This is a genomic window from Streptomyces sp. DSM 120436 (genome assembly GCF_055778765.1).
Window position 1 is genome coordinate 1,481,811 of record NZ_JBSKBS010000002.1, and the last position, 23,344, is coordinate 1,505,154.

The 23,344-nt window shown below is 72.3% G+C and carries 25 protein-coding genes and 1 pseudogene; 6 read left to right on the forward strand and 20 right to left on the reverse strand.

Going from position 1 to position 23,344, the window contains the following annotated elements:
- Window positions 1-87: 87 nt before the first annotated feature.
- Window positions 88-1,290 (forward strand): TerD family protein, encoded by a 1,203-nt coding sequence (locus ACWH4W_RS28820; RefSeq protein WP_473079285.1) that lies wholly within the window; start codon window positions 88-90, stop codon window positions 1,288-1,290.
- Window positions 1,291-1,416: 126 nt separating this feature from the next.
- On the opposite strand, the gene ACWH4W_RS28825 is transcribed toward ACWH4W_RS28820, so the two are convergent.
- Window positions 1,417-2,847, reverse strand: coding sequence for a hypothetical protein (locus tag ACWH4W_RS28825; RefSeq protein WP_473078736.1), 1,431 nt, complete (start codon window positions 2,845-2,847; stop codon window positions 1,417-1,419).
- A 201-nt stretch (window positions 2,848-3,048) separates the two neighbouring features.
- Between ACWH4W_RS28825 and ACWH4W_RS28830 the strand changes: the two genes are divergently transcribed.
- Window positions 3,049-4,878, forward strand: a complete 1,830-nt coding sequence (locus ACWH4W_RS28830; protein WP_473078737.1) for an endonuclease/exonuclease/phosphatase family protein — start codon at window positions 3,049-3,051, stop codon at window positions 4,876-4,878.
- 113 nt (window positions 4,879-4,991) lie between these two features.
- Here the strand turns inward: ACWH4W_RS28830 and ACWH4W_RS28835 are convergent, their stop codons facing one another.
- On the reverse strand, window positions 4,992-5,345 hold the full coding sequence (locus ACWH4W_RS28835; protein WP_473078738.1) for a DUF3618 domain-containing protein: 354 nt from the start codon (window positions 5,343-5,345) through the stop codon (window positions 4,992-4,994).
- Window positions 5,342-5,758: a phage holin family protein gene (locus ACWH4W_RS28840; protein WP_473078739.1), complete on the reverse strand. Its 417-nt coding sequence runs from the start codon at window positions 5,756-5,758 to the stop codon at window positions 5,342-5,344. Before ACWH4W_RS28840 ends, ACWH4W_RS28835 begins: the two co-directional genes overlap by 4 nt.
- Before the next feature lie 134 nt (window positions 5,759-5,892).
- Between ACWH4W_RS28840 and dapA the strand changes: the two genes are divergently transcribed.
- The gene (gene dapA / locus ACWH4W_RS28845) at window positions 5,893-6,786 is read left to right on the forward strand and encodes a 4-hydroxy-tetrahydrodipicolinate synthase (protein ID WP_473078740.1); all 894 of its coding nucleotides are present in this window, start codon (window positions 5,893-5,895) and stop codon (window positions 6,784-6,786) included.
- Between the two features lie 240 nt (window positions 6,787-7,026).
- On the opposite strand, the gene ACWH4W_RS28850 is transcribed toward dapA, so the two are convergent.
- From ACWH4W_RS28850 to ACWH4W_RS28910, 13 genes are all read right to left on the reverse strand, one after another.
- The gene (locus ACWH4W_RS28850) at window positions 7,027-7,500 is read right to left on the reverse strand and encodes an SMI1/KNR4 family protein (protein WP_473078741.1); all 474 of its coding nucleotides are present in this window, start codon (window positions 7,498-7,500) and stop codon (window positions 7,027-7,029) included.
- A 33-nt stretch (window positions 7,501-7,533) separates the two neighbouring features.
- Window positions 7,534-7,944, reverse strand: a complete 411-nt coding sequence (locus ACWH4W_RS28855) for a VOC family protein (RefSeq protein ID WP_473078742.1) — start codon at window positions 7,942-7,944, stop codon at window positions 7,534-7,536.
- Between the two features lie 103 nt (window positions 7,945-8,047).
- Complete coding sequence (gene dapD, locus ACWH4W_RS28860) at window positions 8,048-9,037, reverse strand: 2,3,4,5-tetrahydropyridine-2,6-dicarboxylate N-succinyltransferase (RefSeq protein WP_473078743.1); 990 nt, start codon at window positions 9,035-9,037, stop codon at window positions 8,048-8,050.
- A gap of 79 nt (window positions 9,038-9,116) precedes the next feature.
- On the reverse strand, window positions 9,117-9,659 hold the full coding sequence (locus ACWH4W_RS28865; RefSeq protein ID WP_473078744.1) for a TetR/AcrR family transcriptional regulator: 543 nt from the start codon (window positions 9,657-9,659) through the stop codon (window positions 9,117-9,119).
- Entirely contained in the window at window positions 9,659-9,979 is a 321-nt protein-coding gene (locus ACWH4W_RS28870) for a DMT family transporter (RefSeq protein WP_106414777.1), read from the reverse strand. Before ACWH4W_RS28870 ends, ACWH4W_RS28865 begins: the two co-directional genes overlap by 1 nt.
- A gap of 90 nt (window positions 9,980-10,069) precedes the next feature.
- On the reverse strand, window positions 10,070-10,402 hold the full coding sequence (locus tag ACWH4W_RS28875) for a metal-sulfur cluster assembly factor (protein WP_004989638.1): 333 nt from the start codon (window positions 10,400-10,402) through the stop codon (window positions 10,070-10,072).
- A complete protein-coding gene (gene sufU, locus ACWH4W_RS28880) occupies window positions 10,399-10,863 on the reverse strand; it encodes a Fe-S cluster assembly sulfur transfer protein SufU (RefSeq protein WP_473078745.1) in 465 nt (154 codons plus the stop codon). Before sufU ends, ACWH4W_RS28875 begins: the two co-directional genes overlap by 4 nt.
- Before the next feature lie 11 nt (window positions 10,864-10,874).
- Entirely contained in the window at window positions 10,875-12,131 is a 1,257-nt protein-coding gene (locus tag ACWH4W_RS28885; protein WP_473078746.1) for a cysteine desulfurase, read from the reverse strand.
- Window positions 12,128-12,892, reverse strand: a complete 765-nt coding sequence (gene sufC / locus ACWH4W_RS28890; protein ID WP_473078747.1) for a Fe-S cluster assembly ATPase SufC — start codon at window positions 12,890-12,892, stop codon at window positions 12,128-12,130. Before sufC ends, ACWH4W_RS28885 begins: the two co-directional genes overlap by 4 nt.
- A 7-nt stretch (window positions 12,893-12,899) precedes the next feature.
- Window positions 12,900-13,217 carry a non-heme iron oxygenase ferredoxin subunit gene (locus tag ACWH4W_RS28895; protein ID WP_145825152.1) on the reverse strand — a complete coding sequence of 106 codons (318 nt, stop codon included), beginning with the start codon at window positions 13,215-13,217 and terminating at the stop codon, window positions 12,900-12,902.
- The gene (gene sufD, locus ACWH4W_RS28900; protein ID WP_473078748.1) at window positions 13,214-14,434 is read right to left on the reverse strand and encodes a Fe-S cluster assembly protein SufD; all 1,221 of its coding nucleotides are present in this window, start codon (window positions 14,432-14,434) and stop codon (window positions 13,214-13,216) included. Before sufD ends, ACWH4W_RS28895 begins: the two co-directional genes overlap by 4 nt.
- A 60-nt stretch (window positions 14,435-14,494) precedes the next feature.
- Entirely contained in the window at window positions 14,495-15,916 is a 1,422-nt protein-coding gene (gene sufB, locus ACWH4W_RS28905) for a Fe-S cluster assembly protein SufB (protein WP_473078749.1), read from the reverse strand.
- A complete protein-coding gene (locus ACWH4W_RS28910) occupies window positions 15,913-16,635 on the reverse strand; it encodes a helix-turn-helix transcriptional regulator (protein WP_473078750.1) in 723 nt (240 codons plus the stop codon). The genes sufB and ACWH4W_RS28910 overlap by 4 nt, the downstream gene beginning before the upstream one ends.
- Before the next feature lie 289 nt (window positions 16,636-16,924).
- On the opposite strand from ACWH4W_RS28910, the gene ACWH4W_RS28915 reads away from it, so the two are divergent.
- The 3 genes from ACWH4W_RS28915 to ACWH4W_RS28925 all read left to right on the forward strand — a co-directional run bounded on the left by ACWH4W_RS28915 (window position 16,925) and on the right by ACWH4W_RS28925 (window position 19,815).
- On the forward strand, window positions 16,925-17,848 hold the full coding sequence (locus tag ACWH4W_RS28915) for an ABC transporter ATP-binding protein (protein WP_473078751.1): 924 nt from the start codon (window positions 16,925-16,927) through the stop codon (window positions 17,846-17,848).
- 112 nt (window positions 17,849-17,960) lie between these two features.
- On the forward strand, window positions 17,961-18,731 hold the full coding sequence (locus ACWH4W_RS28920; RefSeq protein ID WP_473078752.1) for an ABC transporter permease: 771 nt from the start codon (window positions 17,961-17,963) through the stop codon (window positions 18,729-18,731).
- A 55-nt stretch (window positions 18,732-18,786) separates the two neighbouring features.
- Entirely contained in the window at window positions 18,787-19,815 is a 1,029-nt protein-coding gene (locus ACWH4W_RS28925) for a COX15/CtaA family protein (RefSeq protein ID WP_473078753.1), read from the forward strand.
- Here the strand turns inward: ACWH4W_RS28925 and ACWH4W_RS28930 are convergent.
- From ACWH4W_RS28930 to ACWH4W_RS28945, 4 genes and pseudogenes are all read right to left on the reverse strand, one after another.
- Window positions 19,773-20,510, reverse strand: coding sequence for a nucleotidyltransferase domain-containing protein (locus tag ACWH4W_RS28930; protein ID WP_473078754.1), 738 nt, complete (start codon window positions 20,508-20,510; stop codon window positions 19,773-19,775). The two genes, ACWH4W_RS28925 and ACWH4W_RS28930, sit on opposite strands and share 43 nt — an antisense overlap.
- A gap of 45 nt (window positions 20,511-20,555) precedes the next feature.
- A pseudogene (locus ACWH4W_RS28935) lies at window positions 20,556-21,647 on the reverse strand (amidohydrolase).
- Between the two features lie 87 nt (window positions 21,648-21,734).
- Window positions 21,735-22,067 carry a hypothetical protein gene (locus ACWH4W_RS28940; protein WP_473078755.1) on the reverse strand — a complete coding sequence of 111 codons (333 nt, stop codon included), beginning with the start codon at window positions 22,065-22,067 and terminating at the stop codon, window positions 21,735-21,737.
- Window positions 22,068-22,160: 93 nt separating this feature from the next.
- Window positions 22,161-23,114 (reverse strand): heme o synthase, encoded by a 954-nt coding sequence (locus ACWH4W_RS28945; protein ID WP_473078756.1) that lies wholly within the window; start codon window positions 23,112-23,114, stop codon window positions 22,161-22,163.
- Between the last annotated feature and the right edge of the window lie 230 nt (window positions 23,115-23,344).

Below are 23,344 nucleotides of genomic sequence, written 5' to 3' on the forward strand. Positions count from 1 at the left end.
GCAGGCCCGGAGCGGGCGCCTGCGCCGAACGGACCACAGGTAAGGGAACGGTAAAACCGCCTCGCTCGTTCACCCGGCATGACAGCTATGACCCCCGGCTCGAACATCCCCCTTCCCACCGCCCGCGTGACGGTGGACGTCGCCGCGCCCGTGCGGCTCGACGTATCGGGCCTGCTGCTCACCGCCGACGGCAAGGTGCGCTCCGACGACGACTTCATCTTCTACAACCAGCCCACGGGTCCGGGCGTGACCTACCGCTCCGGCGGGGGCGCGGCCCCCGACGCCATCGCGGTGGACACCACGGCCGTACCGCCCGGCATCGAAAAGATCGTCGTGACCGCGAGCCCCGACGCGGCGGGCCAGACCTTCCAGGGCATCGAGCCCACCGCGACCGTCCGCGACGCGGACACCGGCGCCGTCCTGGCGACCTTCACACCCCCGCAGCTCGGCGCGGAGACGGCCCTGGTGGTCGTCGAGATCTACCTGCGCAACGGCGCGTGGAAGGTCCGCGCCGTCGGCCAGGGCTACGCCAACGGCCTGGCCGGCATCGCCACGGACTTCGGCGTCACGGTCGAGGAGCCGGCCGCCCCGGCCCAGCCGGTGACCCCGCCGGCCCCGCAGGCCGCCCCGCCCGCTCCCCCGGCCGCCGCCCCGCAGGCGCCGCCCGCCCCGGCGGCTCCCCCGGCCCCGCCCGCCGCCGCGCCCGGCACCGGCAAGATCAACCTGGACAAGGGCCGGGTCAGCCTCCAGAAGAACCAGACCGTCTCCCTGATGAAGGGCGGCCGTCCGCTGCTGTCCCAGGTGAAGATGGGTCTCGGCTGGGAGCCCGCCTACCGCGGCAAGGACATCGACCTGGACGCGTCGGTGATCGCCTTCGGCCCGCAGCGCAACCACATCGACAGCTGCTACTTCGGCAAGCTGCAGATCCTGGGCGGCTCGGTCCGGCACTCCGGTGACAACCTCACCGGCGAGGGCGCCGGCGACGACGAGGTCATCACCGTCGACCTCGGCCGCCTCCCCATGGAGGTCTCGGGCCTGGTCTTCACGGTGAACTCCTTCTCCGGACAGAAGTTCACGGAGGTCGCCAAGGCGTACTGCCGCCTGATGGACGCCGCCACCGGCGAGGAGCTGGTCCGCTTCGACCTCACCGGCGCCGAGCCGCAGACGGGCGTGATGATGGCGAAGCTGATCCGGCAGTACTCCGGCGAGTGGGAGATGACCGCGATGGGCCAGTTCGTGAAGGGCCGTACGGTGCGCGGCATGGTCAAGCCGGCCGCCCAGGCCCTCTGACCCACCGCCGCGATGCGTCCGGCGCCCGCCCCGAGGGGCGCCGGACGCCCCGCCCGGTGATGCGGGGCGTCACCGGGCTCCGCCCACCTGACCCGCCCCGCGCCCCCGAGTGGCGCCCGGCGGCGTCTAACCGCCCTGCTGGGACCGCGCCTTGAAGGCCGCCTTCCGCGCCTGTTTGGCGGTCTTCCGGTCGGAGTGCAGGCGCCCCATCGCCTCCAGGACGTCCGCCGTGGCCGGATGGTCCACCCGCCACGCCGTGTCGAAGAAGCCGCTGTGCTGCCGCGCCAGCCCTTCCACCAGGGAGCGCAGCTCCTCGGACTCGCCCTCGGCGGCGAGCTGCGCGGCCACCGTGTCGATGGTGAGCCAGAAGATCATCGCCTCGGACGGCGGCGGCACGTCCGAGGCCCCGTGCTCGGCGAGCCAGACCCGCGCCAGCCCGCCCAGTTCGGCGTCGTCCAGCACGTCCCGCAGCGCGGGCTCCGCGGCGGCGCCCACCAGCGACAGCGCCTGCTGGCAGCGCAGCCGCCGCAGCGGCGCCCCCCGGTCCGCGCCGCGCGCCGCGGCCAGCAGCTCCCGCGCCGCCTCCAGCGGCCGGCGCCGCTCCAGCCAGTGCTCGGTCTCGGCGTGGGCGGCGGCCGGCGGGTACGCGGCCGTGCCGTCGAGCAGCGCGTCGGCGCCCTTGTCCGCGAGGTCGCCGACGGCGGGTGCCTCGAAGCCCGCCTCCAGCAGCCGGGCGCGCAGCCCGTACAGCCCGAGCGGGGTGAGCCGCACCAGTCCGTAGCGGGCGACGTCCGTGTCGTCGACGGGGGCGGCGGGCTCCTCGTCGGCGTCGGCCATCAGCGCCTCGTCGACCGGCTGGTACTCCACGAGCCCGGTCGGCTCCAGCATCCGGAACTGGTCGTCCAGCCGCATCATCGCGTCGGACACCTGCTCCAGGACGTCGTCGCTGGGCTCCGCCATGTCCTCGGGCACGATGACGGACGCGGCCAGCGCGGGCAGCGGCACCGGCGCGTCGCCGGGCGCGGCCTCGCCGACGGTCAGCAGGTACAGGTTGCCGAGCACCCCGTCGAGGAACTCCGCCTCGGCCTCCGGGTCCCAGTCCAGCGCGTCGAGGTCCAGCTCCCCCGACCCCTCGGCGATGGCGTCGACCAGCCCGCCCAGGTCCGGCACGCTCGCGTCGTCCAGCACGGTCCCCAGGGCGCCGAGCCAGACGCCCAGCACGTCCTGCGGCGACCCTCCGGTGAGCAGACCCAGTTCGGCGCCCGCGCGGACGGTGCCCTCCTCCTCGTCGACCACCTCGACGAGCCCGGTGTCCACGGCGACCCGCCAGGCCTCGCCGGCCTCGGCCGCCGCGTCCTCCCCGCTCAGGCCCAACTCCGCGGCGGCCTCCGGGAGCTGCTCGTCCACCAGTCCGCCGCCGGCGTCCACGCGGGTCTCAGGTCCTGCCCAGCGGGCGAGCTTGGCGGCCCGGGACAGCACCGGAGTGGACAGGGCGTCGCGCGCCAGCTCCGCTTCGGGGCGCAACCGCGCCGGCGGCAGGATGGAGCTGTCTGACATCGGCTGTTTCTCCTAGTGCCCTCTACGACTCAGCCGCTCAGCCTAGACGGATTTCCACCCATGCCGCCCACTTCCTCTCCGCGCCGGGCGGCGCACATGGCCGAAACCTTGACAAGTGGCTTGGCCAGGCTGGACATTGACGCGCGTAGACAGGGGGTGCGTCCCGCATCCGCCCTCGTTCCGGCCCCCGGAGGGAATCCGTTGCCGAGCAAACCGTCCGCGCGTCTCGCCGCGCTCACCGTCGCCGCCGTGTGCTGCGCGGCGTCCACCGTCGTCCTCACGACGCCCGCGCACGCCGAGTCCGTGCGCATCCACGACATCCAGGGCGACACCCGCGTGTCGCCGTACGCCGGCCGGCAGGTCACGGACGTGACCGGCATCGTCACCGGCGTCCGTGCCTACGGGTCGTCCCGCGGCTTCTGGATGCAGGACCCCGCCCCGGACGCCGACCCGGCCACCAGCGAGGGCGTGTTCGTCTTCACCGGCTCCACCCCGCAGGGTGTCGCGGCGGGCGACGAGGTCTCCGTCTCCGGCACGGTCACGGAGTTCGTCCCCGGCGGCGCGTCCTCCGGGAACCAGTCGCTGACCGAGATCACCAAGCCCACCGTCACCGTCGTCTCGCGCGGCAACCCGGTCCCGGCCCCGGTGACCCTCGACGCGCGCTCCGTCCCCGCCGCGTACACGCCGAAGGGCGACCCGGCGGCCGGCGGCTCGGTCAACGCCCTGCCGCTGCGCCCGGCCAGGTACGCCCTGGACCTGTACGAGTCGCTGGAGGGCATGAACGTCCGGGTCGCCGACGCGCGCGTGGTGGGCGCCACCGACCCGTACACGGAGCTCTGGGTCACGGTGAAGCCCCACGAGAACCGCAACCGGCGCGGCGGCACGGTCTACGGCTCGTACGGCGCCCAGAACACCGGCCGGCTGCAGATCCAGTCGCTGGGCAGGGCGGCCGACTTCCCCGACGCGAACGTCGGCGACGTCCTCGCGGGCGCCACCACGGGCCCGCTGGACTACAACCAGTACGGCGGCTACACCCTGGTGGCGAGTGAGCTCGGCACCTTGAAGTCCGGCGGCACCGAGCGAGAGACGACCCGCGAGCAGCACCGCTCCGAGCTCGCGATAGCCACGTACAACGTCGAGAACCTCGACCCGTCCGACGACACCTTCGCGGCGCACGCCGAGGCGATCGTGCACCACCTCTCCTCGCCCGACATCGTGTCGCTGGAGGAGATCCAGGACAACAACGGCGCCACGGACGACGGCACGGTCGCCGCGGACGTCACGCTCACGAAGCTGATCGACGCCGTCGAGGCGGCCGGCGGCCCGCGCTACGACTGGCGCGCCGTCGACCCGGCCGACAAGCAGGACGGCGGCGAGCCGGGCGGCAACATCCGCCAGGCCTTCCTGTTCAACCCGGCCCGGGTGTCCTTCACCGACCGGCCCGGCGGCGACGCCACCACGCCGACCGACGTGGTCAAGGTCCGCGGCAAGGCCGCCCTGACCCTCTCCCCCGGCCGGATCGCACCGGACTCGGCGGCCTTCGAGGACAGCCGCAAGCCGCTGGCCGGCGAGTTCGTCTTCCGCGGCCGCACGGTCGTCGTCATCGCCAACCACTTCTCGTCCAAGGGCGGCGACCAGGGCCTGACCTCGCAGTTCCAGCCGCCGGCGCGCGGCTCGGAGGCGCAGCGCCACCTCCAGGCGCGGGAGGTCCACGACTTCGCCGCGAAGATCCTCAAGGTGCAGAAGAACGCGGCGGTCGTGGCGCTCGGCGACATCAACGACTTCGAGTTCTCCCGCACCACCCGCATCCTGGAGGGCGGCGGGACCCTCTGGTCGGCCGTCAAGTCGCTGCCCCCGTCGGAGCGTTACTCGTACGTGTACCAGGGCAACAGCCAGGTGCTCGACCAGATCCTGATCAGCCCCTCCATCCGCCGCCAGCGCTCGTTCAGCTACGACAGCGTGCACATCAACGCGGAGTTCCACGACCAGATCAGCGACCACGACCCGCAGGTCCTGCGCTTCAGGCCGTGACCTCGCCCTGACAGCGGGCGGCGGGGGACGGGAAGCGGACAGCCGCTTCCCGTCCCCCGCCGCCCGCCGGCCCGCACCCGGTGCCGGATCCCCTGGCCGCGTGGCCCGCGCGCTCAGTGGCGGCGCTGCACCATCACCACGCCCACGGCCAGCATCACCAGCGCGCCCGCGGCGGCCATCAGCGGCTTGCGGTGCTGCTTGCCGAGCTCGCCCACCTGGGCGGCGCTGCTGCGCATCTGCACGGTCATCGCGCCGGCCCGGTCCTTCAGGTCGTCGGCGCGTGCCCGGGCGCGTGCCTTGACGTCCATCTTCCCGGCCAGTTCCTCGACGGTGTCGCCGAGTTCGTGCCGCGTCCGTTCGATCTCCCGGCGCAGTTCGTCCGGGCCCTTGGCCCCGCGCTCCGCCTCGCTCCCGGCGTCCAGGTGGGCCCCCGACGGAGCTGCGGCGCCCCTCACCTCGTGCGTCATCGGTGCGCCCTTTCCTTGATCTCCTCGACGTCGGCCTTCACGCTGCCCAGCGTCCGCTCCGGCTTGGGCGGCGTGGCCCGGCGCAGCTGCCCGCGTCCGGCCATCGCCAGCACGCCGGCGATCGCGAACAGCACCGCCGTGATGATCAGCGCCGCCGCCCACAGCGGCAGCACGAGGTCGAGTACGGCGATTCCCGTGGCGGCCAGCGCGAGCAGCCCCGCGTAACCGAACGCTCCCGCCGCTCCCAGCATGCCGCCGCCGACTCCGGCTCGGCGCCCCTTCTCCGCCAGTTCCTCCTTGGCGAGCGCCACTTCCTGCCGTGCGAGTCGCGAGATCTGTTCGGTGGCCTGTCCGACGAGTTCGCCGACGCTGTGCTCGTCGCGGACGGGCCGTTGGTGGATGGTTCCGGCCACGGTGCGCCTCCTCTCGGTGGGGTGGGTCACCCGAGTACCCCTGGCGTCAGCCGACTATCCCTCAAGCAACGCTTACCGGTACCGGTGAGGAAATGTAAGTAGAACTTCACCGTTCCTCGGTCGAGACTCCCTCCATGACCTCGACGCGTTCCACCCTCGGCCGCACCCTGTGCGCGATGATCACCCCCTTCACGCCCTCCGGCGCGCTGGACCTGGACGGCGCCCAGCATCTCGCCGGCCACCTGGTCGCCCGGGGCTGCGACGGCCTGGTGCTGTCCGGCACGACCGGGGAGTCGCCGACCACGTCGGACGCGGAGAAGCGGTCCCTGATCGCGGCCGTGCGGGAGGCCGTCGGCGCCCGCGCCACGCTGATCGCCGGCGTCGGCACCCCCGACACCGCGCACACCCGCACACTGGCCCGCGAGGCCGAGCGGGCGGGCGCCGACGCGATCCTCCTGACCGCCCCGTACTACAGCCGCCCCCCGCAGGACGCGATCGAGGCGCACCTCCGCGAGACCGCCGACGCGACGGGACTCCCCGTGGTCCTGTACGACATCCCGGCCCGCACCGGCGTCCGCATCGAACCGGACACCCTCCTGCGCCTGTCCGGACACCCGCGCGTCGTGGCGGTGAAGGACTGCGGCAACGACTTCCTGGCGGCGCAGACGGTGATGGCCCGCACGGACCTGGCGTACTACGCGGGCTGCGACGAACACAACCTGGCGCTGTACGCGGTGGGCGGCGCCGGTTGCGTCAGCACGGTGGCCAACGTGGCCCCGGCCGAGGTCCGAGCCGTCCTCGACGCCTTCGACGCGGGCGACACGACCGGGGCCGCCCGTCTCCAGCACCGCCTGACCCCGCTCGTCGAGGCGATGACGGCCGGCGGCCTCCCCGGCACGGTGACGGCGAAGGCGCTGCTTCCCGCCCTGGGCCTCCCCGCGGGCCCGGTCCGCCCGCCCCTGCGCCCGGCGGACCCGCGGACGACGGCCGCGCTACGGGAGACCCACGCCCGCGCGACGGGCCGCTGACCGCCGGCCCCGCCCGTCCCCGGACGCCGGGCCACGGGGTCCCGGCCGCGTGCGCGCTGACCGTCGGCGTCCCACGGAGCATCGGCACGGCGGCCGTCCCCCTCACGCCGATCGCCCAGCGCGGCACGCCCCGCACCCACGTGCCGGTCATCGCCCGTACGCGTCTTCCCGCACGTCAGCCGCCCCGGCGTCCGGTCGGACCCCGTGGTGACCCGTTCATCCGCCGAAACGACCTCAAGGTCACGGAAAGCACCCCGCACGGGGACAGCCACCGCGAGCCGTCTCCCGCCACCCGTCCCCCTCCCCGGCGAGCGCCCGCCGCAGATACTCCTCGAGCCCGCCGGCGGCCCACACCCGGCTGTCGGTCTCGTGCTCCCAGACGAAGACGTCACTCCGCTCGGGCGCGACGACGAAGGCGAACTGATCACCCCCGCCGTCGTCCCCGAAGAACAGCAGCGGGTCGAACGGCATGTACAGCTCCGGGAACGTCCCGGGGTCCCAGAACTGCAGGTTCTGCTCCACGATCTGTTCGAGCGGCCAGACGACATCGGTCCCGAACGCGTCGGCGACCCCGTCCGTCTCCCGCAACAGCTCCCTCAACGCCTCCGGCACCCGCCGTCCGAGCCGCCGCTCCGCCTCCCTCAGCGCGGCCTCGTCCACGGGCTCCCTGAACCCGGCCTCCGCCGAGACTCCGGCAGCGATCTCTCTCCACATACCCCACTCCCGTCCGGACGTCCGAGCGGTCGATCAGCCGCGCCCGGGCCAGACCGGGCCCTGGTCGGTCCAGACGACGCCCTTGTTGCGGCACAGGCAGAAGGGGTGGCCGGCCGGGTCGGTGCAGACGCACCAGCCGTAGCCCTCGGGGCCGATGAACTCCTGCCGCAGCGTCGCGCCGAGGCCGAGGACGCGGCGCTGCTCGGCCTCGGTGTCGTCCACTTCGAAGTCGAGGTGGAACTGCTTGGGGTGCTCGCTGTCGGGCCACTGCGGAGCGCGGTAGTCGTCCACCCGGACAAATGCCGGTTCGACAGCGCCGAACCGGATGCCGGCCCAGTCCTCGGAACTGTCCTTCTTGACCGGACGGCCCGTCACCTCGGCGTAGAAGGCCGCCGGCTCCCTCGTGTCCGGGCAGTCGATGATGAAATCGGTGAGTCGCAGCATCCCGCGATGCTGTCACACACTCGTTCGAACGGAAGGCGGCCCGGCGCGAAGGCCGGGCCGTCCCAGGACGCTCGACGCCGGCCGCACGCCGCGGCCGGGCGTCTCAGTTGTGGCTGTGCAGCACCTCGTTCAGTCCGCCCCACACCGCGTTGTTCGGGCGGGCCTCCACCGTGCCGGTGACCGAGTTGCGGCGGAAGAGGATGTTCGATGCGCCGGAGAGCTCTCGGGCCTTGACGACCTGTCCGTCGGGCATGGTGACCAGGGTGCCGGCGGTGACGTAGAGGCCGGCCTCGACCACGCACTCGTCGCCGAGGGCGATGCCCACGCCCGCCTCCGCGCCGACCAGGCACCGCTCGCCGACGGAGATGCGGACGTTGCCGCCGCCCGAGAGGGTGCCCATCGTGGACGCGCCGCCGCCGATGTCGGAGCCGTCGCCGATGACGACGCCCGCCGAGATCCGGCCCTCGACCATCGAGGTGCCGAGCGTGCCGGCGTTGAAGTTGACGAAGCCCTCGTGCATCACGGTGGTGCCCTCGGCGAGGTGCGCGCCGAGGCGGACGCGGTCGGCGTCGGCGATGCGCACGCCCTTGGGGGCCACGTAGTCCGTCATGCGCGGGAACTTGTCGACGGAGGTCACCTGGAGGTGCAGGCCCTCCGCACGGGCGTTGAGCCTGACCTTCTCCAGGTCGTCCACGGCGACCGGGCCCAGCGAGGTCCAGGCGACGTTGGCGAGGTGGGCGAAGATGCCGTCCAGGTTCTGGCCGTGCGGCTTCACCAGGCGGTGGGAGAGCAGGTGCAGGCGCAGGTAGACGTCGTGCGCGTCGACCGGCTTGGCGTCCAGCGAGGAGATGACCGTGCGGACCGCGACGACCTCGACGCCCCGGCGCGGGTCCGGGCCGGCCGCGGCGGTGGCGCCGCCGCCCAGCAGCTTCGCGGCCTGCTCGGCGGAGAGGCGCTCGGTGCCGGACGGACCCGGCTCGGCGACGAGCTCGGGGGCCGGGAACCAGGTGTCGAGGACGGTGCCGTCGGCGGCGAGGGTGGCGAGGCCGGCGGCCACCGCGCCGGTGGTGCTCTGAGCAGTCGTGTCGGTCATGAGGGCAACCTAACCAACCGGTGGCGCCGGACGCGAACCGGTGCCGTCCGTATCTCGCGTGCCGGTCCCACGACCCCGGTCAGGCTCCCCGCAGGAGCCGCCCCAGCACCTCGCGGGCGTACCCCTCGTCGTACGGCGTGCCCGTCAGCAGGACCTGGAGGCAGATGCCGTCCATCAGCGCGACCAGGGCCCGCGCGGTCACCGGGTCCGTACGGCGGGACAGCACGGCGGCCGTGTCCTCGCACCACTCCGCCGCGACCGGGCGGAGCGCGGGGCGCCGCAGCGCGGCCAGATACAGCTCGTACTCCAGTTCCACGCCGGTCCGCTCGCCGCCCAGCCACTCGCCCATCAGCGCCGCCAGCTCGGCCGCCAGGTCGGTCCGCGGGTCCTCCAGGCCGCCGCGCGAGGCGATCACCTTGGCGAAGCCCTCGTTGGCCTGGCGCAGGGCGGCCACCATCAGCTCGTCCAGGGTCGTGAAGTGGTACGTGGTGGAGCCGAGCGGCACGTCCGCCTCGCGGGCGACGCTGCGGTGGGTGAGTCCGGCGATGCCGCCGCGGCCGGCCACCCGGATCGCCGCGTCGATGATCCGCTGCCGCCGCTCGGGGTCGTGCCGCCGGGCCATCAGTGCGCACCGCCCGTGTTCAGCACCACCACGCCGACGATGATCAGCGCGATGCCGGCGGCCTTGGCCGCGGTGAACGCCTCGCCGAGGAACAGGACGCCGATCGTCGCGATGGCGGCGGTGCCCACCCCCGACCAGATGGCGTAGGCCGTGCCGATGGAGAGGGTGCGCAGCGTCTGCGCGAGCAGGGCGAAGGAGACGACGTACCCGAGAACGGTCAGCAGGGAGGGCCAGAGCCTGCTGAAGCCGTCGCTGTACTTCATGGCGGTGGTGGCGCACACCTCGGCCGCGATGGCGCCGGCCAGCAGCAGGTATCCCATGTGTACGAGCGTACACAGCGGCGGCCGGCCCCACGGGAAACGGCGACGCCCGAAGGCGTCGCCGTCTCATGTGCCGTGCTGCCGTGCGTCTCAGACGTTGAAGCCCAGCGCCCGCAGCTGCTCACGGCCGTCGTCCGTGATCTTGTCCGGGCCCCACGGCGGCATCCAGACCCAGTTGATCCGCAACTCGCTGACCAGGCCGTCCGTGGCGGACTTCGCCTGGTCCTCGATGACGTCGGTCAGCGGGCAGGCCGCCGAGGTCAGCGTCATGTCGACGGTCGCCACGTTGGAGTCGTCGACGTGGATGCCGTAGATCAGGCCGAGGTTGACGACGTCGATGCCCAGCTCGGGGTCGACGACGTCCATCAGGGCCTCGCGGAGCTCCTCCTCCGAGGCCGGCTTCATCTCCACGGTCTCGCTCATGCCGTAGTCCTTTCGGCGTCGGCGCCCAGCGCCTGGGCCGTCGCGTCCTTCCACGCCATCCAGCTCAGGAGGGCGCACTTGACCCGCGCGGGGTACTTGGAGACGCCGGCGAACGCCACCGCGTCCTCCAGCACCTCCTCCATCGCGTCGTCGGGCTCGATCCTCCCCTTGGACTGCATCAGCTCCAGGAAGGTCCCCTGGATCTTCTGCGCCTCGGCGAGCTCCTTGCCGACCAGCAGGTCGTTCAGCACCGACGCGGACGCCTGGCTGATGGAACAGCCCTGTCCCTCGTAGCTGACGTCGCTGATGGTCGTGCCGTCGTACTTCACGCGCAGCGTGATCTCGTCACCGCACGTCGGGTTGACGTGGTGCACCTCGGCGTCGCCGTCCCGGAGGCCCCGCCCGTGCGGGTTCTTGTAGTGGTCCAGGATGACGTCCTGGTACATGGAGTCCAGCTTCACGCCTCAGCCCCTCATCCGAAGAAGTTCCGTACGTGCTCCAGACCGTCGACCAGTGCGTCGATGTCCGCCGGCGTGGAGTACAGGTAGAACGACGCCCGCGTGGTCGCGGGAATTCCGTACCGCAGGCAGACGGGGCGGGCGCAGTGGTGTCCGACCCGGACCGCGATGCCCTGCTCGTCGAGGACCTGGCCCACGTCGTGCGGGTGGATGTCCCCGAGGGTGAAGGAGATCGCGGCGCCGCGGTCCTCGGCCGTGGCCGGACCGATGATGCGCAGGTCCGGCACCGAGAGGAGCCGCTCGACGGCGTACTCGGTGATGGCGTGCTCGTGCGCGAGGATCCTGTCCATGCCGATGGCCGACAGGTAGTCGATCGCCGCGCCGAGCCCGACCGCCTGGGCGATCGGCGGGGTGCCCGCCTCGAACTTGTGCGGGGCGGGGGCGTACGTCGACGAGCTCATCGACACGGTCTCGATCATCTCGCCGCCGCCGAGGAACGGAGGCAGGTCCTCCAGCAGCTCCTGGCGGCCCCACAGGACGCCGATGCCGGTCGGGCCGCACATCTTGTGGCCCGTGAAGGCCACGAAGTCGGCCTGGAGGGCCTGGACGTCCAGCGGCATGTGCGGGGCGGCCTGGGAGGCGTCGATGCACACGAGCGCGCCGACCTCCTGGGCGCGGCGCACGATGGCCTCGACCGGGTTGACCGTGCCGAGGATGTTGGACACCAGCACGAAGGAGACGATCTTCGTCTTCTCGGTGATGACCTCGTCGATGTTCGACAGGTCGAGCCGGCCGTCGTCGGTGAGGCCGAACCACTTCAGCTTCGCGCCCGTGCGCTGCGCGAGCAGCTGCCACGGCACGATGTTGGAGTGGTGCTCCATCTCCGTGATGACGATCTCGGTCTCGTGGTCCACCCGGTAGGGCTCGTCGGCCCAGCCGAGCATGTTGGCCACGAGGTTGAGCGACTCGGAGGCGTTCTTGGTGAAGATCACCTCGTCGCGCGAGGGCGCGTTGACGAACTCCGCGACCTTGTCGCGCGCACCCTCGTACAGCGCCGTGGCCTCCTCGGCGAGCACATGCACACCGCGGTGGACGTTGGCGTTGTAGCGCTCGTAGTACTCGCCGAGGGCGTCCAGCACCTGCCGCGGCTTCTGGCTGGTCGCCGCGTTGTCCAGGTACACGAGCTTGCGCCCGTCGTGGACCTGGCGGTCCAGGATGGGGAAGTCCTTGCGGATCGCCTCGGTGTCGAGGAGGCCCGGCAGCTGTGTCACGCGGATACGCCACCCTTCGTGTAGGCCTCGTAGCCCTCGTTCTCCAGCTTGTCGGCGAGCTCGGCGCCGCCGGACTCGACGATCCGTCCGGCCGAGAACACGTGGACGAAGTCGGGCTTGATGTAGCGCAGGATGCGCGTGTAGTGCGTGATCAGCAGGGTGCCGACCTCGCCGGACTCGCGGACGCGGTTGACGCCCTCGGAGACGACGCGCAGGGCGTCGACGTCCAGGCCGGAGTCGGTCTCGTCGAGGATCGCGACCTTCGGCTTGAGCAGCTCGAGCTGGAGGATCTCGTGGCGCTTCTTCTCACCGCCGGAGAAGCCCTCGTTGACGTTGCGCTCGGCGAAGGCGGGGTCCATGCTGAGGCGCTCCATGGCCTCCTTGACCTCCTTCACCCAGGTGCGCAGCTTGGGGGCCTCGCCGCGGACGGCGGTGGCGGAGGTGCGCAGGAAGTTGGAGACGGAGACGCCGGGGACCTCGACCGGGTACTGCATGGCGAGGAACAGGCCGGCGCGGGCCCGCTCGTCGACGGACATCTCCAGGACGTCCTCGCCGTCGAGGGTGACGGTGCCGCCGGAGACGGTGTACTTGGGGTGACCGGCGAGCGCGTAGGCGAGGGTCGACTTGCCCGAGCCGTTGGGGCCCATGATGGCGTGCGTCTCGCCCTGCTTCACGGTGAGGTCGACGCCCTTGAGGATCTCCTTCGTGGCGTTGTCGGCCTCGACGGTGACGTGCAGGTCTCGGATTTCAAGCGTTGCCATGGGTGCCTCAGGACTCCTGGGTGAGGGAGACGAGCACGTCGTCCCCTTCGATCTTTACGGGGTATACGGGGACGGGGCGCGTCGCCGGGAGGGCGTCGGGCTTGCCGGAGCGGAGGTCGAAACGCGAGCCGTGCAGCCAGCACTCGATGTGGCAGTCGTCCACCTCGCCCTCCGACAGGGAGACGTTCGCGTGCGAGCAGATGTCGTTGATCGCGAACACCTCGCCCTCGGTGCGCACGAGGGAGACCGGCGTGCCGTCGAGTTCCACCCTCTTGGGGGTGTCCTCCTCCAGCTCGCCCAGTCCACAGACGCGTACGAAGGTCATGCGACCGCGGCCTCCAGCTCCTCCTCGATCTTGGCGATCAGGCGCTCCTCGATGTCGGGGACGCCGATCTGCTGGACGAGCTCGGCGAAGAAGCCCCGGACCACCAGGCGGCGGGCGTCCTTCTCGGGGATGCCGCGGGCCATCAGGTAGAAGAGCTGCTCGTCGTCGAAGCGGCCGGTCGCGGAGGCGTGGCCGGCGCCGACGATCTCGCCGGTCTCGATCTCCAGGTTCGGCACCGAGTCGACCCGCGCGCCGTCGGTGAGGACGAGGTTGCGGTTCATCTCGTAGGTGTCGGTGCCCTCGGCCTTGGCCTCGATGAGCACGTCGCCGATCCACACGGCGTGCGCGTCCTCGCCCTGGAGCGCGCCCTTGTAGACGACGTTGGACGTGCAGTGCGGGACGTTGTGGTCGACCAGGAGGCGGTGCTCCTGGTGCTGGCCGGCGTCGGTGAAGTACAGGCCGAACAGCTCGGCCTCGCCGCCGGGGCCGGCGTAGGTGACGCGCGGGTGGAGGCGGACCAGGTCGCCGCCGAAGGTCACGACGACCGACTTGAAGGAGGCGTCGCGGCCGACGAGCGCGTTGTGCTGGGCGACGTGCACGGCCTTGTCGTCCCAGTCCTGGACGGACACCACGGTGAGCTTGGCGCCGTCGCCGAGGACGTACTCGACGTTGGCGGCGAGCACCGCGTCGCCGGTGTGGTCGATGACCACGAGGGCCTCGGCGAAGGCGCCGAGCTCGATCACCTGGTGACCGAAGGCGGTGCCGCCCTCGCCGTGCACGGCGATGCGGATCGGCTCGGTGAGGACGGTCTCCTTGGGCACGGTCACGACCGACGCCTGGGTGAAGGCCGAGTACGCCTGGGCGGCGACGCGGTCCACCGGGGCTCCGGTGCGGCCGAGCCGGGCGTCGTCACGGCCGACGGTCTCGACGGTGACGCCCTCGGGGGCCCCGACGGCGACCTTGACGCCCGCGTCGGTGGCGGCGGCGGTGCCGTCGTGCAGTCCGCGCAGCCGCTCCAGCGGGGTGAACCGCCATTCCTCCTCACGACCGTGGGGGACGGGGAAGTCCGCCACGTCGAAGGACGGGGGCGCGCTCATGCGCGTGGCGACGGTCGACTCGGCGGCGACCGCGATCGAACCGGCGGTCGTCGAACCGACCGGCGGGGGTCCCCCCGCCGAAGCGTAGCCGGAGGTGGGGGAGTTCTGAGCCTCAGCCATGGCTGTCGTAGTGCTCGCTTTCCGTTGCGTATGGGGCCTGACGGGAGACGGCGGCGGTGATCAGCCGACCGCGCCTTCCATCTGGAGCTCGATCAGCCGGTTGAGCTCGAGCGCGTACTCCATCGGCAGTTCCTTGGCGATCGGCTCGACGAAGCCGCGCACGATCATGGCCATCGCCTCGTCCTCGGACAGGCCGCGGCTCATCAGGTAGAAGAGCTGGTCCTCGGAGACCTTGGAGACGGTCGCCTCGTGGCCCATGGACACGTCGTCCTCGCGGACGTCCACGTAGGGGTAGGTGTCCGAGCGGGAGATGGTGTCCACCAGCAGCGCGTCGCACAGCACGTTGGACTTGGAGCCCGGGGCGCCCTCGCCGATCTCGATGAGACCGCGGTAGGAGGTCCGGCCGCCGCCGCGCGCCACCGACTTGGAGACGATGTTCGACGAGGTGTTCGGGGCCATGTGGACCATCTTGGCGCCGGCGTCCTGGTGCTGGCCCTCGCCCGCGAAGGCGATGGACAGGGTCTCGCCCTTGGCGTGCTCGCCCATCAGGTAGACGGCCGGGTACTTCATCGTCACCTTGGAGCCGATGTTGCCGTCGACCCACTCCATGGTGGCGCCCTCGTAGGCGACGGCGCGCTTGGTGACCAGGTTGTAGACGTTGTTCGACCAGTTCTGGATGGTCGTGTAGCGGCAGCGGGCGTTCTTCTTGACGATGATCTCGACGACCGCGGAGTGCAGCGAGTCCGACTTGTAGATCGGCGCGGTGCAGCCCTCGACGTAGTGCACGTAGGCGCCCTCGTCGACGATGATCAGGGTCCGCTCGAACTGGCCCATGTTCTCGGTGTTGATCCGGAAGTAGGCCTGGAGCGGGATCTCGACGTGCACGCCCGGGGGCACGTAGATGAAGGAGCCGCCGGACCACACCGCGGAGTTCAGCGACGCGAACTTGTTGTCGCCGACCGGGATGACCGTGCCGAAGTACTCCTTGAAGAGCTCCGGGTGCTCCTTCAGGGCGGTGTCGGTGTCCAGGAAGATGACGCCCTGCTCCTCCAGGTCCTCGCGGATCTGGTGGTAGACGACCTCCGACTCGTACTGGGCGGCGACACCGGCGACGAGGCGCTTCTTCTCGGCCTCGGGGATGCCCAGCTTGTCGTAGGTGTTCTTGATGTCCTCGGGGAGGTCCTCCCAGGACTGCGCCTGCTTCTCCGTGGACCGCACGAAGTACTTGATGTTGTCGAAGTCGATGCCGGAGAGGTCGGAGCCCCAGTTCGGCATGGGCTTCTTCTCGAACAGGCGCAGGCCCTTGAGGCGGAGCTTGGTCATCCACTCCGGCTCGTCCTTCTTCGAGGAGATGTCCCGGACGACTTCCTCGTTCAGGCCGCGGCGCGCCGACGCACCGGCCTCGTCACGGTCGGCCCAGCCGTATTCGTAGGTGCCCAGACCCTCCAGCTCGGGGTGGGCAGTCTCCGTGGGGAGAGTCATGCGGGGTTCCTCCCGGACGTGCTTGCGGATGCGTGGTGGGAAATCTTGGGGATGAACGTCGTGCAGACGCCGTCGCCGTGGGCGATCGTCGCCAGCCGCTGTACATGCGTACCGAGAAGCTCGGCGAAAAATTCCGTCTCGGCCTCGCACAGCTGCGGGAACTGCTCGGCGGCGTGGGCGACCGGGCAGTGGTGCTGACAGAGCTGCTCACCCCGCTGGGGGTGGGGCGCGCTGCGCGCGGTCGCAGCGTACCCGTCCGCGCTCAGCGCCTTCGCCAGGGCCTCCGTGCGCTTCTCCGGCGGTGCGGACTCGACGGCCTCGCGGTACGCGCCCGCCTGGGCGGCGATGCGGGCCCGGGCGAACGCGGCGATCGCCTCGCTGCCGCCCTCCCGCTCGCCGATCCAGCGCAGCGCGTCCACCGCGAGCTTGTCGTAGGACTGGTCGAAGGCGTCCCGGCCGCAGTCGGTCAGGGCGAACACCTTGGCCGGACGCCCGCGCGAGCGTGCGCCGTAGACGCGCCGGTCACGGGCCTCCACGACGTTGTCCGCGGCCAGGGCGTCGAGGTGGCGGCGCACGGCCGCCTGGGTCAGCTTCAGCCGCCCGGCCAGTTCGGCGACGGTCGACGGGCCGTGGTCCAGGATGGAGCGGGCGACGCGGTTGCGGGTGGACCGCTCACCGGTTGCCAGATCCTCGTGGGACGCCTCGCCAACGTTTTTCACAACGCCATTGTTGCGTAATTCGTCGGAGCCGGGCAAGCCGCGCCCGGACGGCCCGCAGTGCCTTGCATCACTTAGGCATACCTAATCCGACCTGCGCAAACGATCTCTGATCGATCGGCCCGGGGACGGACCGCGGCACCCGGCGGACGCCGCCCGCACCCCCTCCGACCGGCCCACTCGTCGCTCCGCATCACATTTCGGGAGTCCGCGCAAGAGCGCCTTTCCCGTCCGGGCGGCCTCCCGCACCCCCCGGCCGGAACCCTCCGGCGTCTCCCTAGACTCATGACCCATGCGAAGTGAGCCCGTGGTCCAGGTGCAGGCCCTGGTGAAGCGGTACGGCACGAAGACCGCGGTGGACGGCCTCGACCTGGCGGCCCGGCACGGCGTGACCGCCGTGCTCGGCCCCAACGGAGCGGGCAAGACGACCACGGTCGAGATCTGCGAGGGGTACCGGCGGCCGGACTCCGGCACGGTGCGCGTCCTGGGCCTCGACCCGGTCCGCGAGTCGGCGGCGCTGCGGCCCCGCGTCGGCGTGATGCTCCAGTCCGGCGGCGTGTACGCGGGGGCGCGGGCGGACGAGATGCTGCGGCACGTGGCGAAGCTGCACGCGCACCCGCTGGACGTGGACGCGCTGATCGAACGCCTGGGCCTCGGGTCCTGCGGCCGGACCGCGTACCGGCGGCTGTCCGGCGGGCAGCAGCAGCGGCTCGCGCTGGCGATGGCCGTGGTGGGCCGCCCGGAACTGGTGTTCCTGGACGAGCCGACCGCCGGCCTCGACCCGCAGGCCCGCCACGCCACCTGGGACCTGGTGCGGGACCTGCGCGACGACGGCGTCTGCGTCGTCCTCACCACGCACTACATGGACGAGGCCGAGCAGCTCGCCGACGACGTGGCGATCATCGACGCCGGCCGGGTCGTCGCCCAGGGCTCCCCCGAGGAGCTGTGCCGGGGCGGCGCCGAGAACACCCTGCGCTTCACCGGGCGGCCCGGACTGGACGTGGCCTCCCTGCTGAAGGCGCTGCCCGCCGACGCGTCGGCCGCCGAGGTGACGCCGGGCTCGTACCGGGTCGCCGGCAAGGTCGACCCGCAGCTGCTCGCCACGGTGACGTCCTGGTGCGCGCAGCACGGCGTGCTGCCGGACCGCATCTCGGTGGAGCGCCACACCCTGGAAGACGTGTTTCTGGAGCTGACCGGCAAGGAGCTGCGTTCGTGATCACGCGTCACCCCGAGACCGGCCGGGGGGCCGGCCCGCGGCGCAGCCGCAATCGACCGCAGTGTCCCCCGGGAAGGCACAGCCTGGAGCTGACCGGCAAGGAGCTGCGTTCGTGACGGCCACCGGGACCTACTCACCGCAGCCGGGCGCGGCGCCGCTGGCGCGCATGATCGCCGCGCAGGCCGTGCTCGAGACGAAGATGCTGCTGCGCAACGGCGAGCAGCTGCTGCTCACCGTGATCATCCCCACCGTGCTGCTGGTGCTGTTCAGCACCGTGGACGTGGTGGACACCGGTGACGGCGCGGCGGTGGACTTCCTCGCGCCCGGCGTCCTCGCGCTCGCGGTGATGTCGACGGCGTTCACCGGGCAGGCCATCGCGACCGGCTTCGAGCGCCGCTACGGCGTGCTGAAGCGACTGGCCGCCTCCCCGTTGCCGCGTTGGGGGCTGATGACCGCCAAGACGCTGTCGGTGCTGGTCACCGAGGTGCTCCAGGTGGTGCTGGTGACGGTGATCGCGCTGACGCTCGGCTGGGACCCGCAAGGCGGCGTCCTCGCGGTGGTCGCGCTGCTGGCCCTGGGCACGGCCGCCTTCTCCGGGCTCGGGCTGCTGATGGCCGGCACGCTCAAGGCGGAGGCCACGCTCGCCGCCGCCAACCTGGTCTTCCTGCTGCTGCTCGTCGGCGGCGGGGTGGTCGTGCCGCTGGACCGGTTCCCCGAGGCGGCGCAGGACGTGCTCGGCCTGCTGCCCATCGCCGCGCTGTCCGAGGGCCTGCGGGACGTGCTGCAGCACGGCGCCGGGACGCCCTGGGCCGACCTGGGGATCCTCGCCGCGTGGGCGGTCGCGGGGCTCGCGGCCGCCGGCGCGTTCTTCCGCTGGGAGTAGGTGTGTGATGACCGGGACCGACCCTCGTGAAAGCGTGCACAAGCGGCCGCCTACGATGGGACGCGTGCCAAACGTGACCCGCGCCGACGCCCCGACGCTTCTGCGCAACCCGCTCGCCTTCGTCGCCGCCCGCTGGACCCCGGACCCCCGGACCGTCCGGCGCGCGGCCCTCACCGCGCTCGTGATGTCGGTGGTCATCGTGGTCACCGGCGGCGCGGTCCGGCTCACCGGCTCCGGCCTGGGCTGCCCGACCTGGCCCAAGTGCACCGAGGACTCGCTCACCACCACCCGCGAGATGGGCCTGCACGGGATCATCGAGTTCGGCAACCGCCTGCTGACGTACGTGCTCTGTGCCGCCGTCGGCTGGGCGATCGTCGCCGCGCGCTCGCAGAAGCCGTACCGCCGCCGTCTCACCCGGCTGGGCTGGGCGCAGTTCTGGGTCGTCATGGGCAACGCGGTGCTCGGCGGCATCGTGGTGCTGGTCGGCCTGAACCCGTACACGGTCGCGGCGCACTTCCTGCTGTCCTCGGCGCTGATCGCGGTCGCGACGGTGATGTGGCAGCGCACCCGCGAGGGCGACGCCGCGCCGCGGCCGCTGGTCGGCAAGGCGGTGGTGCAGTTGGTGTGGTTCCTGGTGGCCGCGTCCGTGCTGCTGATCGCGGTCGGCACGGTGGTCACCGGCGCGGGCCCGCACGCGGGCGACTCCAGCGACGTCCCGCGGATGCCGGTCGACTGGGAGGCGGTCACCAAGCTGCACGCCGTGCTGGCGTGGATCGTGGTGACGCTGGCCTTCGCGCTGTGGTTCGTCCTCAAGGCGGTGGACGCGCCGCGCGGCCCGCTGGCCCGCACCCGTGAGCTGTTCCTGATCCTGCTGGCGCAGGGCGTGATCGGCTACGTGCAGTACTTCACCGACCTGCCGGAGGTCCTGGTGGGCGCGCACATGTTCGGCTCCTGCGTGATGTGGATCTGGGTGCTGCGCGTCCTGCTGTCGCTCCGCGAACGCCCGGAGGAGGCAGCTCCGGCGGCCACGCCCGTGCCGGTTCAGGAACTGGCCACCAGCCCGTCGATCGCCGGCCCCAGGTAACCCCGGACCAGCTCGGCGCGCCGCCGGATCCACGCCGCGTCGGCGGCCGCCGTCCCGCCGTGGCGGCGCGCCCGGATGTCCGCGACGACCTCCTCGGGAGCGCCCAGTCCCGGCAGCAGCTCCAGCGCCTCCCGCTTGGAGATCAGGCGGCCCTCCCGGACGGTGACGGTGGCGCGCGCGAAGGTCACCATGCCCAGGTCGACCCAGATGTCCCGGGTCCAGAGGCCGGTCCGGTCCACCTGCGGCCGCCAGTAGTCGCGCTGGTCGCGCACCACGTACGCGGCGAGTTCACCGTCCGGCACCGGAGGCAGGACGTCCGCGGGCGGCGCCCCGCGCAGCACCCGGCCGAAGGTGTGCAGCTCCGTCCGGGTGACCGGGGTGACGGTGCGCCGGAACAGCCGCTCGTGCGCCCACGTGAGGTGGCGCCGCTCCGCCCCCGCGGCGGTTCCGGGGGTGAGATACGTGCAGTGGAGCCCGTCCGCGAGCGGTTCGCCGCGCAGCCGGGCGTGCAGGACGGCGAGCCGCCACACCGTGCGCGGGCCGATCGGGGGCGGGAGGACCGCGATCAGGTCCAGGTCGCTGCGGCCCTCGACGTAGTCGCCCGCGGCCAGTGAGCCGTGCGCCCACACGGCGACCGGGGACAGGGGCGCGAGTCCGGCGAGGAAACGGTCGAGCAGGGCGTCGGTCTGCCGCATCCGTCCAGTCTCCACCCCGGAGCTCCCCCGGGCGGCGACTTCCGGTCAGATCAGGCCGTACACCCGTGCCGCGTAGCCCGAGGCGGTCGTCGTGGCGACGCGCCGGGCGTCGTCCAGGGACCAGGCGCCCTCGGAGACCCAGCCGCCGAGGACCCGGGCGAGGGCCCCGCGGAACAGGTGGGCGCCGACCACGTGCGGCTCGGGCAGGCCGCGGGCTCCGCCGGAGAAGAGGATCTTGCCGAAGGGGCCGGCTCCGGCACCTCCGCGGGGACGGTGGCCGCGCGGGCGCCGGTGCGGATCGGGGCGGCGCCGCAGTCGGCGTAGACGTGCGGGAAGACGCCCGCGAGGTGGGCGGCGTGCCGGTGGTGCGGGTAGTCCTGCGGCAGCACCGGGTCGGTGCTGAGTCCGGCGGTGGCCCGGACGGAGCCGGTCGGCAGCGGCGGATCGGTGCGGTCGAGGCGCGCGGGGGCCGCCGCGCCCGGCGTGCGGCTGGAGCGGCGGGCCCGGGGCGACCGCGGTCCGCAGCAGGTGGCGCAGCGGCACCGGGTCGGGCAGCCGGTCCCCGGCGCCCCGCGCGGCCGGCCGGCGTCCGGCCGCGCCGCGCACCTGCCCCGCCCCGGGCGGCTCGGGGCGAGCGCGAGGCCGTGCCGCAGTCCGGCGACGGAGGTGAAGGCGACCGCGTGCGCGGCGGCGCCGTGCACGGACTCGACGAGGTCGGCGAGGAAGGACGCGCGACGGTGCCGGAGGTGTCGGCGACCTGTTCGGCGAGCTGCTCCAGGCGGACGATCTCGTACGCCTCGGCCCGGCCGGCGCGGCGGGGCCGGTGAGGTCGTCGGGCAGGCCGGCGTCGGCGAGGCAGGCGGTGATGCCGCTGCCCCGCAGCAGCCGGCGACCCGCCTCGACCGTGCCCGGTTCACGGCGGCGGGCGAGGTACCGGGAGGGCGGGCAGTGCGGCTCCAGGTCCAGCAGCGGCGGGCACCGGCGGCGCACCGCGAACCCGGTCCGGGTGCCGAAGAGGGTGGTGCCGGGCGCCGGCGGTCCCTCGGCACGGGCCGTCCGGGCCTCGGACGTGCCGAGGCCCAGCTCCGTGCGCAGTGCGCCGTGGCAGTACTGGTCCGTGAGGGACGGCGAGCCGATCGTCCCCGGGCTCTCCCCGTGCGGACGCTGTCCCTGCCCACCGGTCCTGACGGGTGAACCGGTGAAGAGGCGCCGCCCCGGGGGCGGTCAGTCGTTGGAGGGGCCGCCGACCTGGATGCCCGCCATGCGGCTCCACTCGTACGGGCCGGTCCTCACCTTGGCGGCGAACTCGCCGTCGAACTTCTCGTGGACGGTGATGCCCGCCTTCTCGAGGGCCAGCCGCGCGATCTCCATGGAAGGGGCGTGGAGGTCCCCCCAGGCGCCGTCCTCACCGACGAGGACGATCCGGGCGCCGCGCTGCCCGAGGTACGACACCTGCCCCTCGGCGCCGCCGTGCTCCTTGGCGAAGCCGCCGATCCGCTTGGCGAGCCGGGCCGCCTTCTGCCCGTCCTTCGGGTCCACCTGCTGCGTGTCTGCCATGACCAGGATGCTACCGACGGGTAGATCAAACGGCGACGGGCGGGGTCCGTGGCCTTGGCCACGTGCCCCGCCCGTCGGCGTGCCGGAGGTGTCTCAGCGCAGGAACGGGTCCACCGCGATGGCGACGAACAGCAGCGAGACGTAGGTGATGGACCAGTGGAACAGCCGCATCTCCTTGAGCTTGGCGCCCGTCACCTCGGCCTTGGCGCGGTTCAGCAGCGCGTGCGCCTCCCACAGCCACCAGCCGCCGGCCGCCAGGGCGACCGCGGTGTAGAACCAGCCGGTGTAGCCCATCGGGGTGAGCAGCAGCGACACGCCGACCATCACCCAGCTGTAGAGGACGATCTGCCGGGCGACCGCCTTGTTGCCGGCGATGACCGGCAGCATCGGCACGCCCACGCGCGCGTAGTCCTCCTTCACCTTCATGGACAGCGGCCAGTAGTGCGGCGGCGTCCAGAAGAAGATGACGAGGAAGAGGACGACCGGGGCCCAGGACAGCGAGTTGGTGACCGCGGACCAGCCGATCAGCACCGGCATGCAGCCGGCGATGCCGCCCCACACGATGTTCTGCGCCGTGCGCCGCTTGAGGATCATCGTGTAGACGACCACGTAGAAGAGGAGCGCGCCGAGGGCCAGCCAGGCGGACAGCCAGTTGACGGTGAGGCCGAACAGCAGCGTGGAGGCGACCGCCAGGGTGATGCCGAAGACCAGGGCCTCGCGCGGGCTGACCATGCCGGTGACCAGCGGGCGCTGCGCGGTGCGGTCCATCAGCGCGTCGATGTCGCGGTCGATGTACATGTTGAGCGCGTTGGCGCCGCCGGCCGACAGGTAGCCGCCGACGCAGGTCAGCAGCACGAGCGTCAGGTCGGGCACGCCCTGTTGCGCCAGGAACATCACCGGGACGGTGGTGATGAGCAGCAGTTCGATGATCCGCGGCTTGGTGAGAGCCACGAAAGCCATCACGCGGGCCCGGAACGGCCGATGCGCAGGGCTCTGACTCGTCCCCAAAACCCCCGCCGGGCGGGATTCAACGGCCGTCACGCACACCCCTACAGAGACATCCCAGCGAGCCTTTCCCTGTGAGATGGCGGTAAGGACTCGCGCGTACCACGCCACTCTAGACGTTGCCCAGACCCCGGCATTCGCGGGGGTCCGGTCGTGTTGGCGAAACCCCTCCGAGGTGCGCCCTCCGGCTCGATTGAGCACCCGGATGAGCGGCTCCGTATTCATCTGCCGGATGCGGGAAATTCCCGGTCAGGAGGCGGATTCCAGGGAGT